Here is a 14,841-nt window from a genome sequence, read left to right on the forward strand (position 1 = left end):
GACAGCGCCGCTGAAGCTTTGCCTGCAGAGCTTCAGCGCCGTGTCATAGCCCTACCCGCCTCTATTTCACAAACACCACCGTCTTGTTGCCGTCCACGATGACCCGGTCTTCAAGGTGCCAACGCACCGCCCGCAGCATCACCTGACGCTCCACGTCCTGACCCAGCGACTTGAGCTCTGCCGCAGAATGGCGGTGGCTGACCCGCTGCACGTTCTGCTCGATAATCGGTCCCTGATCCAGATCTGCGGTCACGTAGTGACTGGTTGCGCCGATCAGCTTCACCCCCTTGTCGTGGGCTTGCTGATAAGGATTCGCGCCGACAAAGGCCGGCAGGAAGGAATGGTGGATATTAATCACCCGATGGGGGTAATTGGACACGAAATCCGGGCTGAGAATCTGCATGTAGCGAGCCAGGACCACCACGTCCACCCTGCCCTCCAGCAACCGCAGTGCTTCGGCTTCCGCTTCCGCCTTGTTGTCTGCCGTCACCGGAATATGGTGATACTCGATACCGAACCGCTCGACCTCATCACGCAGGTCATCATGATTGCTGATCACCATCGGAATGGTGGCGGGCAGATCTCCCCGGGAGGTCCGCCACAGCAGATCCATAAGCACATGATCATGACGGGATACCAGCACCGCCATGCGCTTCTTCTCGCTGGCATAGCTGATCTGCCACTGCATACCGTACGGTTCCGCCACGCGCGTGGCGAAGTTGTTTCGCAGAGCATCGCGGGAACAGTCCAGATCCGGGGTCTGGAATTCCAGTCGCAGGAAAAATGTGCCGCCATGGGCATCACTGGAGTGCTGATCGAAATCGGTGATGTTGGCACCGTGATTGAACAGGAAAGTGCTTACCGCGCTGATGATGCCCGGTTTGTCCGGGCAGGTCACCAGCAGGCGCGCCGTGGTGGCGTCGTTGTCGATCATTTCGGGTCCTGGTTAGGCTACTGCGTCACGCCGAAGTGCTCTTTACGGAAACTGGACGGCGTTTTACCTGTCCACTTCTTGAAGGCACGATGGAAGGAGCTGGCTTCGCTGAAGCCCATCAGCAAGGCAATTTCGTCGATGCTGAGTTCCGGCTTTGACAGGTAGTACACGGAAGCATCCTTGCGGATCGAGTCCTTGATTTCCTGGTAGCTGGTATTGGCTTCCTTGAGGCGACGACGCAGAGTCTGTGGCGTCATGTTCAGCTTGCCGCAGATCTCGGTGAAATCCGGGAAGCTGTTACCGTATTCGTTGGAAATGATGGCACGAATCTGGGCGGGTAGCCCCACATTGTGGATGTTACCGTCAAACAGTTGTGCCAGGGAGTCCTTGAGAAACTTGGACAGCGACAGCTCGTTCTGTACCAGCGGCAATTCCAGAAACTCGGCCTTGAAACTCACGGCGTTCTCATCGGCGCCGTAGACGATGGGGCAATCGAAGAGGAAACGGTGCTCCTCATCATTTTTACTGTCCGAGTAGTCCAGTTTCACTTCCTGTGGCTCGATCGCCTTGCCCACCAACCAGCTCATGAAACGCAGCCAGATGAACAGGGAGGCCTCAATGATCACCTCACGGAAATCCAGTCGAGGATCCGTACGGACGACCAGCCTGGCCGTATCTTCACCTGTTTCCAGACTCAAAAATGAACTCAATTCGAACAGGTCATAAAAGCGCAGCCCCCGCTCAACCGCCGCCCCGAGATTCGGACAATTAATCACGGCATGGGCCATCATGGAAAAAGTGCCAGGCTTTGACTTGCGGCCCTGACCAAAACCCAGGAACTCATCCTGTGTCTGCTCCATGATCAAGAGCATCATCTTGATGAATGTATCACGCTCGATAGTGGCATCCGGGTCTTCAAGCAACTGGCGGTGTATACCGCACTTGTCGAGAAGCTCCGGAATACTGGCCCCGGAACGTGCTGCCCCCTGAAGCAGTTTGACCACTCGATTGATATTGATCGTTCTGCGATGGTACATCGACCAGCTATCCTCTTACCGTCTGATCCACCCGTTCAGCATTATTGTCAGCCGGGCTGCTGTGGCCCGTTGGGGCCGTGGAACGCCAATAATAAAGAAACTGCAGCTAATTGACACGGTTTTACCCCCGTAAGGGCTTAACGGACCAATTATATCAATTTCCAGCAGTCAGAATTGCCGCCTGTCGCACCTTGTCACACTCTTGCGTGTCAAAGAAGCGCCTTGCCCTTGTTTCCCGTGCGGGCTTGGGCTACAAATCAGGTATGCAAATTCTGGTTGTTGAAGACAATAAAGCCGTCAGTCTTATCATCTGCCGTATCATCGAGGAAATGGGCCATGACTATGTCCTGGCCGCCGACGGTGAGGCTGCCCTGCGTCTCTTTCAGCAGCGCGAGGTAGACATGCTTGTGGCGGATGTGGAGCTGCCGATTCTGGATGGATTTACCGTGGCAAGAGAGGTCCGCAACCAGGCACCTACCCTGCCGATACTGTTTATTTCCGGTAACAGCAGCGAAGCGTATCGACAGCAATGTCTCGACGCCGGTGGAGATATATTGCTCCCCAAGCCCCTAAAACCCAGCGAACTTCGTCGCTGGCTCCAAAGCATGATGCCGGATTCACCTCACGCCAGCCACGCAATCGCATAAGCTCGCTGACGGCCTGCCTGCGCAAAGCCAATCGACAACCTGGCAACAACGGAGTGCTCTAGCCCCTGCACTGCACTCCCCCATAAAAAAACCCGGCCGAAGCCGGGTTTTTTTATGACTGGAGAGAGCTTACTCGAAGATCTCGCCCTTCTCGGCTTTCTCGACCAGCAATGCCGGCGGATTGAAGCGGTCACCGTACTTGGCGGCCAGTTCCTGGGCGCGGGTAACGAAGCCCTTCAGACCACCCTCGTACTGGTTGATGTACTGGATCACACCACCGGTCCAGCCCGGGAAGCCGATACCGAAGATGGAACCGATGTTGGCATCGGCGACAGACTCGATAACGCCTTCTTCGAAGCACTTCACTGCTTCCATGGCTTCGATGAACAGCATACGCTCTTTCATGTCCTCCATCGGAATCTCGGTGGAGTCACCGAAGGCATCCTTCAGACCCGGCCACAGTTTGGCCTTGCCACCTTCCGGATAGTCGTAGAAGCCCTTGCCCTGCAGCTTGCCAGGACGATCCAGCTCTTCAACCATCTTCTTCATGACGTCACCAGCCGGGTGATGCGGCGGCGGCGGAGTGCCATCACGCTTGGCATCGTCTTCCGCTGCCTTGGAAATCTTCAGGGCGGTGCCCATGTTGATTTCGTCGATCAGCTTCAGGGTACCTACCGGGTAGCCAGCCTGCTGGGCTGCCTGCTCTACGGACGCGGCAGAAACGCCTTCGCCCAGCATGGCGATACCTTCGTTGGCGAAAGTGCCGATGACACGGGTGGTGAAGAAGCCGCGCGCATCGTTGACCACGATCGGGGTCTTGCGGATCTGCAGACAGTAATCGTAGGTCTTGGCCAGCACTTCCGGAGAGGTGTCCTTACCGCAGATGATTTCCACCAGCGGCATCTTGTCTACCGGGCTGAAGAAGTGGATACCGATGAAGTTATCCTGTTTCTTCACGCCTTTGGCCAGACCCGTGATCGGCAGGGAGGACGTGTTGGAACCCAGTACCGCGTCGGGCAGTACCACGTCTTCGATTTCCTGGAATACCTTGTGCTTCAGCTCGGTGCTTTCGAACACGGCTTCGATAACAAAGTCCACGCCTTCCAGATCCTTGGCATCGGCAGTCGCGGTGATCAGGGACAGCACCTGCTCTTTCTTCTCTTCGGTCATCTTGCCGCGAGAGATGGCCTTGTCCAGCAGCTTGCGGGAGTAGTCCTTGCCCTTCTCGGCATTCTCGACGGAGATGTCTTTCAGTACCACTTCGGAACCGGTCATGGCGGTCACGTAGGCAATACCGGCACCCATCATGCCCGCACCCAGTACACCGACTTTCTTGGCGGTGAACTTCGGCACATCTTTCGGACGGCTGGCGCCACCGTTGATGGCCTGCAGGTTGAAGAAGAAGGCGTTGATCATGTTCTTGGCAACCTGACCGGTCACCAGATCAATGAAGTAGCGCTCTTCAATCTTGAAGGCGTTGTCCACGTCTACCTGGGCAGACTCGACAGCCGCCGCCATGATGTTCTTCGGTGCCGGGTAGTTGGCGCCTTTCAGCTGCTTGCGCAGGTTAGCCGGGAAGGCCGGCAGGTTGGCAGCAAACTTCGGGGTGGACGGGGTACCGCCAGGGATCTTGTAGCCTTTTTCGTCCCAGGGCTGCTGGCACTTCGGGTTGGCCAGGATGAATTCCTTGGCCTTGGCAATCATCTCTTCTTCAGAGTCGACCACTTCATCGATGATGCCAACCTTGAGGGCCTTGTCGACCTTCATACGCTGACCCTGCATCAGCACGTTCATCAGCGCGTTCTGGATACCCAGCATACGCACGGTACGCACGATACCGCCGGCGCCCGGCAGCAGGCCCAGAGACACTTCCGGCAGACCAAACTGGGCTTTCGGGTTGTTCAGGGCAACACGGCGATGACAGGACAGGGCAATTTCCAGACCACCACCCAGCGCGGTACCGTTGAGGGCACACACCACCGGAATACCCAGGGTCTCCAGCTTGCGCAGATCGCCTTTGAGCAACTTGCCGCCATCCGCCATTTCCTGGGCATTTTCCGGCTTGACCTTGATCAGGTCACGCAGGTCGCCACCGGCGAAGAAGGTTTTCTTGGCAGAGGTGATGATAACGCCGGCAATGTCGGCTTTTTCTTTTTCCAGACGCTCCACCGTGTCGTGCATGGACTTGGTGTAGCGGTCATTCATGGTATTCGCAGACTGCTGCGGATCGTCCAGGGTCAGGGTAACAATGTTATCCGCGCCCTTTTCCCAGCGAATAGTCGATTCAGTCATTTCAATATCTCCAATTCCGGTGGCCGCTTACAGGCGCTCAACAATGGTGGCGATACCCATACCTGCACCCACACACAGGGTACAGAGGCCGAATTTCTGGTCGCGACGCTCAAGCTCGTCCAGCACAGTGCCGACGATCATGGCACCGGTGGCGCCCAGCGGGTGACCCATGGCGATGGCACCACCGTTCACGTTGGTGATGTCATAGCTGATGCCCATGTCTTTCATGAAGCGCATGGCCACGGAAGCGAATGCTTCGTTGATTTCCCACAGGTCAATCTGGTCGGCGGTCATGCCGGCCTTGGCCAGGGCCTTGCGGGCCGCCGGTGCCGGGCCAGTCAGCATGATGGTCGGATCCGCACCGCTCACAGCGGTGGCAACGATGCGGCCACGGGGCTTGGCACCGATCTTGTCACCGGCGTCCTTGTTGCCCATCAGCAACAGGGTTGCACCGTCCACGATGCCGGAGGAGTTGCCCGGGGTGTGAACGTGGTTGATCTCTTCCAGCCAGTGGTACTTCTGCAGTGCCACAGCATCGAAACCGCCCATTTCGCCCATCATGGCGAAAGACGGGTTCAGGTTACCCAGCGCTTCGGCGGTGGTGCCGGCGCGAACGTGCTCGTCACGGTCCAGAACCACCAGCCCGTTCATGTCTTTAACCGGCACCACGGACTTGGCGAAGTAACCCTTGTCCCAGGCGTTGGCTGCACGGGCCTGCGAATTGGCGGCGTACTCATCCACGTCCTTACGGGTGAAACCTTCCACGGTCGCGATCAGGTCAGCACCGATGCCCTGCGGGATAAAGCCCGTGTCGTAGTTGGTTTCCGGGTCCAGCGCCCAGGGCGTACCGTCAGAGCCCATGGGCACACGGCTCATGACTTCTACACCGCCGGCCAGTACCAGGTCTTCGAAACCGGAGCGCACTTTCATGGCACCCAGATTTACCGCTTCCAGGCCAGAGGCGCAGAAACGGTTGATCTGCAGACCGGATACGGTTTCCGGCAGACCGGCAGCCAGGGCCGCAATCTTGGGCAGCACACCGCCCTGATCGCCCAGCGGGGACACGATACCCATGACGATGTCATCGATCATCGCCGGGTCCATGTTCGGGAAGCGGGCCTTCAGTTCGTTAATCAAGCCAACAACCAGGGTGATCGGCTTCACGGTATGCAGCGAGCCGTCCTTCTTGCCCCGGCCTCGGGGCGTACGAATCGCGTCGTAGATATAGGCTTCGGTCATGGAACCTTCCTCTTGCCTCAGGCAGATGTCAGCGATCTGCTGACGGGTTATGAAGGGCAGTGCGAAAACAGGCTTCCTGCCCACGATAGAAAGACGGTAAGAGTGCCTGCCCCGGCCCCGTCACTCAATGACATGAGTTAACAAGCGACTTGAGCGGAAAGGGCAAACAGATTGGCCCTGTCTGTGCAGCCATTGCCCGCCGCCGGGGAACTGCTATGGTGCGGTCATCGTAAACAGGAGCACGAACATGTCCCATACCCTGGATGTGCTGCAATCGCTGACCTCCTCAGCCCTGCAGCAGGGCCGCGGCATTGCCACCCGCGGCCACAGCAAGACTCCCGCCGAGTCGCTGGAACTGTATGAAATGGAAGGCTGTCCCTTCTGTCGCCTGGTCCGTGAGGCCCTCACGGATCTGGATCTGGATGTGATGGTATTCCCCTGCCCCAAAGGCGGCGACCGTTACCGGCCGTTGGTGGAGCGCCTGGGCGGCAAACAGCAGTTTCCCTACCTGATGGATCCCAACACGGGCGCCGCCCTGTACGAGTCTGCCGATATCATTGAGTACCTCTACAACGAGTACGGCGGTCGGCCCGCACCGCAGCGCTGGCTGGTACGCAGCTTGCGTACCGCCGCGGCCACCGCCGCTTCCCTGCCCCGCGCCCGTCATGGTCTGCACCTGATGGAATCTCGCGCACCGGAACAACCGCTGGAGCTGTATTCCTTCGAGGCCAGCCCGTTTGCACGCCTGGTGCGCGAACGCCTCACCGAACTGCAGCTGCCCTACCTGCTGCGACAGTGTGGCCGCGACCAATGGCAGGACTGGGTGCTTCCGCCCGTGCGCAAACGCCTGGCCCCCGATTACCAGCCGACCCAGCGTAATCGGGTGACCCTGATGGAAAAAACCGGCCGTATTGCCGTCCCCTATCTGGTGGATCCCAATACCGGGACGGCACTATATGAATCGGCAGATATTCTGGCCTATCTGGACCGGACCTACGCACGCTAGTCGGCTCTCACCCGGCACATGAATACAAAGGTGTGCCGGGCCCTTCTCCCTTCCCCGTTTTAGTGCTATATATCCGCAGGAACCCTCCACTCACCCGCTGGAAAGAGAGCAGCAAGATGGGTCGTCGACACTTTGATGACTATGAGCCCGATGAATGGGAAGAAGAACACAAACGTGCTGATCGTGAACGCCGCAAACGCGACGCAAAACGCCATCGGCACAATTCAGAGGAGAACAATGAGTCGCGAGAAACCCGCGACTCACGGCCGCAGTAAGGTCTCGGCCTGACGAGTCACCTCTGATGGTGAATCCCCGCTCAGAATGAGTGGGGGCACAGGCAGGTCAGCCATGCTGGCCTGCCCGCTACGGGTTTTTCTGAAATTCGGGAACCTGTTGATCAACCGAGATCAGCGGTCGCCGTATCGCCCTGCCAGCGTGGTTAATAGCGCTATCGCATCATTATCAGCCTGCAGATAAAACCCTCCCCGCCAATGACCATTGGACAGGTAATCGTGCCAGCGTGGCTCTGCCAGCACATGGATTTCCCTCTGACCATACACAGGCAGAGGAAGCTCGAATTTGAGAGGAAACGGTTCGGCAGGAGGGGCTCCACGGCCTGTCAGGCACACCCCTTCATCGGTGAGGTTCAGCACATGCCCAACAGCATGGTCGTTACTGCAAGCCTGAACATTGAGACTCAGGCGCGGTCTTCTGAATCGTCGGCGTTCCATATCATCACCTCAGAGCGGACCCTCACTCCCAGTTTCTGCCGGCATTGGGTACCATGCAAGTAAAACAGTGCAAACATGCTGGAGGCCGCACATGAACAGCGACGACGACCTGTTTCGCCAGGAAATGGCCGATGTGACCCCCATCAAGCCTGACGGGCGCAATCATGACGCCAGCCCGCGACGCCAGGACAGCATTCGCGAACAACTGCGCCGTGCCTCTGCAGTGACAGAAGGCAAGCAGGACAACAACCCCCTGACCGTGCCCGAGCACGTTGAGCAGGTGGGCCCGCTGGACATCATCGGGGTCAAGAAGGATGGCGTGCAGGAAGGGGTGTACCGCAAACTGCGGCTGGGCAAATATGACGCCCAGGACGTGCTGGATCTGCATCGGGTCAAGCTGATGGCAGCCCGCACCCTGGTCCATGAGTTCCTCAGCCGGGCCCATGAACAAAACCAGCGTACTGTCCTGATCAGCCATGGCAAGGGCCTGCACAGCGAGCGCCCCGGCTTTCTCAAGAGCTACGTGATGCACTGGCTACAGGAAAGCCACCTGGTCCTCGCCTACCACACCGCCCCCGCCAACCGCGGCGGCACCGGCGCCACCTACGTTCTGGTCCGCAAAAATGGCCAGGCGAGGCAGCGTAATCGGGAGTTTTTTATGGAGGCGGGGAAGAACAATCGATAGTGAACAGTTAACAGCGACGCGATTGAGTTTTTGGGTTTTGAAACGTATGAGGCCGCGCTCATGGTTTGGGCGCGGCCTCATACGTTTCAGATCAAAACAAGGCGCTTACGCGCGCTGTTCACTATTCACTGTTAACTGTTAACTGAAATCACCGCCGTATCCGATTAATCCCATTAATCGCCGCCACCCGATATGCTTCCGCCATGGTCGGGTAGTTGAAGGTGGTATCGATGAAGTATTCCAGGGTGTTCTGCTCGCCGGGCTGGCGCATGATCGCCTGGCCTACGTGGACGATTTCCATGGCCTGGTAGCCGAAGCAGTGAATTCCGAGGATTTCCAATGTCTCACGGTGAAAGAGAATTTTCAGCATCCCGACCCGCTCACCTGTGATCTGGGCTCTCGCCAGATTACGGAAAAACGCCTGCCCCACTTCGTAGGGAATTCTGGCTTCGGTGAGCTCCTGTTCGGTCTGCCCCACACTGCTGATGCCCGGGATGGTGTAGATGCCGGTAGGGACATCCTTGACCTGTTTGATCTCATCCCCGGCGATGGCAGCCGCACAGAAACGCCCCTGATCGTAGGAGGCACTGGCCAGTGAGGGCCAGCCCACCACATCGCCGACGGCGTAGATGTTCTCCAGTGCTGTCTGGTAGCGCTCGTCGACACTGAGCTGGCCGCGGCTATTCGCCTTGAGCCCCACCTCTTCCAGCCCCAGATTCGCAGTATTCCCGGAGCGACCGTTACACCACAGCAGCGCATCCGCACGCAGCTTCTTGCCCGATTCCAGCTCCAGGGTCACGCCATCGCCATCCGCCATCACTCGCTTGTACTGCTCACCCTGGCGGATGGTGCACCCCTGTTCGCGAAGGTGGTAACTGAGCGCATCTGAAATTTCCGTATCCAGAAAATCCAGCAAATGCTCACGGGAGTTCACCAGATCAACCCGGATCCCCAGGCCGGTAAAAATGCAGGCATACTCGGAACCAATCACCCCCGCACCGTAAATGATCAGATGACGCGGGGTGTGATCCATGGTCAGGACCGTATCGGAGTCGTAAACCCTTGGGTGGTCAAAATCCACATCCTCAGGGTGATATGGCCGTGAGCCTGTAGCAATGAGGACATTGCGGGTTTTGAGCAGATGCTGACGCCCTTCCCTGTCATCCACCTGTACTTCATTAGGACTGATCAGGCGTCCACGCCCGCCGAACACCGTCACCCGGTTTCGGATATAGAAGTCAGTACGTACCTTGACCTGGGAATCGATGACCTCGCGGGTACGGGCGATCAGATCCTGCCAACGAATTTCCCGCGGGTTGATGATGCCGCGCAACAGGGGGTTGCGCTGGGTGCGGATTACCTGGCGGACCTGATGCCGCAGCGCCTTGGAGGGAATGGTGCCCCAGTGAGTGCAGTTTCCACCCAGCGAGGGCTGATCTTCCACAATGGCAACGCGAAGGTCTTTCTTGGCCGCCTGCATGGCCGCCGCTTCACCTGCCGGGCCACTGCCAATTACAACAAGATCCCATCCCGCACTGATATCCATTCATACCTCCGCTTGTCTACAGATCAACAAGTATAGAGGGCTGGCACGCTGGCGACGAGTTGGACTATGGTGAGAAGGAGAAGGAAAAAGCACACAGCAATGAAAGGAGTCCGCCATGGATGATCACAAGCTCGATAACACAGGCAAGAAGTCCTCCGCCCTGGCCCGGGGCGGCAAGAAATCCGGACAATGGCTGCTGGCTCATCCCCTTGGCGCGCTGCAACTGTTGGGGCTGGTGCTGCTGGTCATTGTGGTGTTCCAGAACCTGGAGCCCACCAGTATCGACATCCTGTTCTGGACACTGGCAGACATACCCAAGCTGTTTATGTTGCTGCTCAGCATGATACTGGGCGCATTGGTGTGGGAGCTGATCAAACGAACCCTGTTACGCCGCAAACCGGCGGCGTAACAGCAACAGTATTGCACCGAGCAGCAGTGCCCCGGCACTCCCTCCTCCGCCAGAGGCCGACTCACTCGGGTAACTGATCGTGAAAGTCGCCGCTGTTGAAGTGGTGTCACAGAGCACATCCTCCACCTCAAGCGAGAAAGAATCCTTGAACGGGCTAAGGTTACTGTCCGGAAGGTAAGTCACCGTGCCAGTCTCCTGATCAATGATCAAACCCTTGTCGATAGCACTACCGTATTCATCCTCTTTGGCAAACGATGGTTCAGTACGAACATGAATAAAGTACTTGCTCCAGTCGAATTCGGCATCAGGATCATCGGGATCATATGCGCTAAGCTTGAACACGACCTTGTTTCCGCGCTTGTTGACTACTGACTTGCCCTCGAGGATAGGTGCCTTGTCCGTAATCGTCACTTCAACGGTGGCTTCCTCTCCTGCCTGAACCATCTGGCCTTCGCTGTCTTCAAACCCATAAAGGAATGCCGTCACAACAGGCTCATCCGCTTCTGCCTGGCAAACACCTTCATTGAAGACTTCGGTATTGGCTGGCGTAAACAACACAATGCACTCGTCAGCGACATCACCATCCTCCAGCAGATCTGGATTGGCATCGATAACATCCTGAGAGATCGGATCTCCACATTTCAGGTCATAGCCTGTACGGTTTTCATTGTAATAAAGCCAAACGAACTGAATTGAGGCACCATTGACCGCCTCACTTGCTGTACCTGCCGTATCAAGGACAAACAAGGTCGGATCATCAGCATCCTGCTCATACATGAAACCAGTGCCTTGATACACAGGGGGATCATTGTTATCCAACTCCGCATGCTCGAACCAGAAAACCCCTGACTTGAAAACTCTGGGATCAAGCTCTTCCAGATACACAATTTCTGCACCATCGCTGGCGAGGTCATTCTCCAGGATATCAATGGCAGCACGTCGATCCGGCAAGGCTCGATTAGTGGCCTCATCATCACCTGCTGTGATTTGCTGGTACTCAAATGCACCTATGTCACATCCGTCACCTGACGTTCGTGAAATCCCTCTGAGGTCGGTGGTTCGACAGCTTTTAGGCTGCGCAGTACCTGACTGCAAAGCGTCCTCGTCGTTACCCTTGTCAACCAGAATAATGTCATTGGCAGCATCTGACATGGCCAGGTATGGCGGCACATAATCTACGGCACTGCCTTCTGCCGCCGTCAAACTTGAGGACAACGCTGTCGTCCCTACTCCGGATTGGTTGTCACTTTCCGTATCTGCTGCGCAGGCTGCACCGGAAAACGCGTTGTAGTGACTAGTATAAAGGGGCGTAGGATCTGTCGTGTCCGTGCTACAGGCATCTCCGCTGCCAAAGTAGATTGAATTCCCCAGCTGCAGCCGGATATCGGCATTTCCTAGTTCAATGCCATTACCACCGCCCGCATTGTTCAGGAAGGTGCTGTTAGCGATGGTCGCGTTGATAATCATGTCAGAAAGGTCCATCGCAGCGCCTTCCGGAGCACTATTGGACACATAGGTACTGTTGCTCACCGCCAATTGCCCGGCAGCAATATTCGCATCAATGACACCACCCTCAACCGCTGCGGAATTGTTCTCAAAGGTACTGTCAACCATCGCCACTTCAACAACTTCTTTGCTCAGTGGGGTAGTCGACAAGACACCTCCGGAGATGCCCGCCGTATTGCCGCGAACGTAGGCTCTATTAAAACTAATCAGTTTCTTGTTACCCGCATTGGTACGGACAAAAGCAACTCCGCCCACGGTATCTGCATGATTGTCGAGTATCGCAACCCGGTCAAAGATCACTGATCCGCCGGTGATGATTACCCCGCCAGCACCGGAGTTCTGCTGCCCATTATCGGTAGCCGCGCCCCTTTCCAGAGTCAGATACCGGAAAGTCACCCCTGGCTGCCCACTATTCTGTGGAGCTTGCGCCTCGAACAGACGAAAAGTGTTATTCCCAAGAATTCTTGTCTGTGTTTCCTCGTCATCACCGGCATCCTCATCCTGGACCCCCTTACCCTCAATCACCACACTCCCCCCCTCAATAATCAGGGTCGACTGCAGATTGATCTCGCCAGCAGGAAGCAGGATACGGTCTTCAGATTGTCCACCGTAGGCACAATCCGGGCTACCCGCGCCGGAAGCATTCTCCAAGGCCTCTCGCAAGGTGCACAATCCGTCATTCTTGATCGGAACCACATCATCTCTGAGCGAATTGACGGTGATATCTACCGCCATCGCTGGTGCAGCAGCCACCAGCAAAAGGCCGGGCAACAGTTTGGGGAATCGTCGGATCATCCCGGCAACCGCAAGTAACAGCAGCATCAAGCCTCCCTGCGCGCCAATACTTTTGGATTCGGTAAGGCCACTGGCTGGCTCAGCAACAAGGTTCGCAATTTCACTCTGATTGGTGCCAATGTCTGTACCGCCGAAAAAGGCATCCCGGTGAACTTCATAACGCAATTGGTCTACACCCTGAAAACGACTGGCTGGGCGGTATCGGATTCTTGGATAACCGTCTCCGTCTACCTCAACCGTTGCAGAACCTCGCTCCGGCTGAATCACTACCGTCAAGCACTCATCCGGTGCCGACACACGTGCACAGTCAATGGTGGTGTCGTTGAGATCATTGGCAATCACATCCGCCAACACGCTTTTGCCGCTGATCAGGTCAATTTCGTCAGCGATTGCCTGTGCCCTCAGATACTCGATGGAACCAATATCACAACGCCCACCTGCACCACCTCGTGCGTTTCCACGATTATCGCTGGTTTCACACTGATCCACCGAAGCCACGTTTTCCGGGAACCCCCGATCGAACAGGCTTGGCGCCATGGGATCCCCACCAATTACAGCACTCGGCTCGGGATTGGGCAGAAAGCCTGGATATGGCCCACCCAGCGCCTCCGCCGTCATGGGAGGGCAGGCACCCGCCCCGGTCTGCTCACCACCGAAATCAACATGTCCGCAAGCCCGTCGACCTTCCCCCAGGAAGACATCGGCAGTGGCACCGTTTGGATCATTGGTTACGGGGGTTCCTTCAGTCTGTTCTTCTGGCAGAGGACAAGAGGAGTCATCCGTAATCGTGAAAAGAAGGCGTGCTGCAGCATCGGGGTTAGCCGAGCCATCCAGACCCGCCCCTGCACAAGCCCCTCCGTCATTGCCGACCATTACCGTATGCAGAATATGGTCCGTTACTTCAGCGTTGGCTGGATCATCAAACGCGGTTTCAGCCAACGTCAGGGCGACACCATCATTGAAAGCAATGGTCATGTTGGAAAGGATGGCGGTGTAGTTATCAGTGACAACATTGATCGCACCGCCAGTATTGTCAGTCATGGTGCCGTTAATCAGCTCAAGCCCCACCCGCGAATCCTCATCACCATCAATATGGATGAGTGCTGCGTCTGCTCCGCCCTGTGCACTGTTTCCCGCCATGTAAAAGGAATAGCCAATTACAGAGCTCACAAAAGTATCATCTGTGGCGATAACACTTCCGACTCCCGTGGCAACATTGTCTTCAAATCGGGCGCCGTTAAGGAAAGCCACACCGGAGCCCTCTTTCAGATATAGCGCACCACCGTTAGTCGCACGTCCACGCTGGAAGGTCACATTTTCGTTGATCACAATCGGCCCGTTTGCCGTAATAAGGCCACCATTGCCATCGTCACTGCTTGCGTCTCCCTCTTCCAGCACGACATTGACAAGAGTCATGGCTCCGCCTGGATCGATATTGAAGAGTCGGGATTGTTGTGCAGCAGAAATGACAGGAAAAACCTTTCCATCGGGTTCTTCAAATGCATCAAGCATCATTTCAAAGCGGATTTGAGCCTGGAGGGGTTCTGTTGTATCGGTGAAAGTGGAGGGAGAGGTGGACTCATCTTCGGTGATAATGATTCGTTCGCCGTTACCCACCACCAACTCACCTTCAGTCAGCAAGTAGGTCTCTTCTTCTTCCAAACGAATGATATTGCTGGCTGTTCCGGCCGCACAGCCATCGACTTCAATCTGGTAATTACTGGCAACAACCGCTTCCCGCAGCGAACAGAACCCATCAGCAAGACTGGTAGTCACCAGCCACTCAGCATTCTCACCAGATCCATGCACAACAACCGTGACCTCAGCATCTTCTGTACTGTTAATCTCATAGGTCGTCGCATGGGTAGAGGCCGCGAAAATCATGGCGCAGCCAGCAAGGCAATACCGTAGCCCAAGGTGGCGCATTCTATTCTCCTGCAGGCTCAACGCCTGGCATTATTGTTCTAATAGTCATTCCACTCGCGGGGCTGGAAGCCATGTAACCCCATGTAAT

11 protein-coding genes are annotated in these 14,841 nt (G+C 56.5%); 4 read left to right on the top strand and 7 right to left on the bottom strand.

The genetic code is table 11. The features are described 5' to 3' along the window. Positions 1 to 61 precede the first annotated feature (61 nt). Together purU and Q672_RS32540 are read right to left on the bottom strand one after the other, a co-directional pair. A complete protein-coding gene (gene purU / locus Q672_RS32535; RefSeq protein ID WP_022986723.1) occupies positions 62 to 934 on the bottom strand; it encodes a formyltetrahydrofolate deformylase in 873 nt (290 codons plus the stop codon). 17 nt (positions 935 to 951) lie between these two features. After that, positions 952 to 1,971, bottom strand: coding sequence for an AraC family transcriptional regulator (locus Q672_RS32540; protein ID WP_022986724.1), 1,020 nt, complete (start codon positions 1,969 to 1,971; stop codon positions 952 to 954). Between the two features lie 263 nt (positions 1,972 to 2,234). Between Q672_RS32540 and Q672_RS32545 the strand changes: the two genes are divergently transcribed. After that, positions 2,235 to 2,618, top strand: a complete 384-nt coding sequence (locus tag Q672_RS32545; RefSeq protein ID WP_052017545.1) for a response regulator — start codon at positions 2,235 to 2,237, stop codon at positions 2,616 to 2,618. Between the two features lie 129 nt (positions 2,619 to 2,747). Here Q672_RS32545 and Q672_RS32550 read toward each other — a convergent pair whose 3' ends face one another. Next, positions 2,748 to 4,910 carry a 3-hydroxyacyl-CoA dehydrogenase NAD-binding domain-containing protein gene (locus Q672_RS32550; RefSeq protein ID WP_022986726.1) on the bottom strand — a complete coding sequence of 721 codons (2,163 nt, stop codon included), beginning with the start codon at positions 4,908 to 4,910 and terminating at the stop codon, positions 2,748 to 2,750. Between the two features lie 27 nt (positions 4,911 to 4,937). Then, positions 4,938 to 6,149 (bottom strand): acetyl-CoA C-acetyltransferase, encoded by a 1,212-nt coding sequence (locus Q672_RS32555; RefSeq protein ID WP_022986727.1) that lies wholly within the window; start codon positions 6,147 to 6,149, stop codon positions 4,938 to 4,940. A 247-nt stretch (positions 6,150 to 6,396) separates the two neighbouring features. Here Q672_RS32555 and Q672_RS32560 point away from each other — a divergent pair, with 247 nt between their 5' ends. After that, positions 6,397 to 7,155: a glutathione S-transferase N-terminal domain-containing protein gene (locus Q672_RS32560; RefSeq protein ID WP_022986728.1), complete on the top strand. Its 759-nt coding sequence runs from the start codon at positions 6,397 to 6,399 to the stop codon at positions 7,153 to 7,155. Between the two features lie 407 nt (positions 7,156 to 7,562). Here the strand turns inward: Q672_RS32560 and Q672_RS34180 are convergent, their stop codons facing one another. Next, positions 7,563 to 7,886, bottom strand: coding sequence for a hypothetical protein (locus Q672_RS34180; RefSeq protein WP_146026860.1), 324 nt, complete (start codon positions 7,884 to 7,886; stop codon positions 7,563 to 7,565). A 91-nt stretch (positions 7,887 to 7,977) separates the two neighbouring features. Here Q672_RS34180 and smrA point away from each other — a divergent pair, with 91 nt between their 5' ends. Next, positions 7,978 to 8,571 (top strand): DNA endonuclease SmrA, encoded by a 594-nt coding sequence (gene smrA / locus Q672_RS32570; RefSeq protein ID WP_022986731.1) that lies wholly within the window; start codon positions 7,978 to 7,980, stop codon positions 8,569 to 8,571. 148 nt (positions 8,572 to 8,719) lie between these two features. Here the strand turns inward: smrA and sthA are convergent, their stop codons facing one another. Next, positions 8,720 to 10,117, bottom strand: coding sequence for a Si-specific NAD(P)(+) transhydrogenase (gene sthA / locus Q672_RS32575; protein ID WP_022986732.1), 1,398 nt, complete (start codon positions 10,115 to 10,117; stop codon positions 8,720 to 8,722). Between the two features lie 115 nt (positions 10,118 to 10,232). On the opposite strand from sthA, the gene Q672_RS32580 reads away from it, so the two are divergent. Next, a complete protein-coding gene (locus Q672_RS32580) occupies positions 10,233 to 10,526 on the top strand; it encodes a hypothetical protein (RefSeq protein ID WP_022986733.1) in 294 nt (97 codons plus the stop codon). Here Q672_RS32580 and Q672_RS32585 read toward each other — a convergent pair. Continuing rightward, entirely contained in the window at positions 10,503 to 14,711 is a 4,209-nt protein-coding gene (locus Q672_RS32585; RefSeq protein WP_119918221.1) for a choice-of-anchor Q domain-containing protein, read from the bottom strand. The two genes, Q672_RS32580 and Q672_RS32585, sit on opposite strands and share 24 nt — an antisense overlap. Positions 14,712 to 14,841 lie beyond the last annotated feature (130 nt).

This window comes from Alcanivorax sp. P2S70 (assembly GCF_000475295.1).
Classification (GTDB): Bacteria; Pseudomonadota; Gammaproteobacteria; order Pseudomonadales; family Alcanivoracaceae; genus Alcanivorax; species Alcanivorax profundi.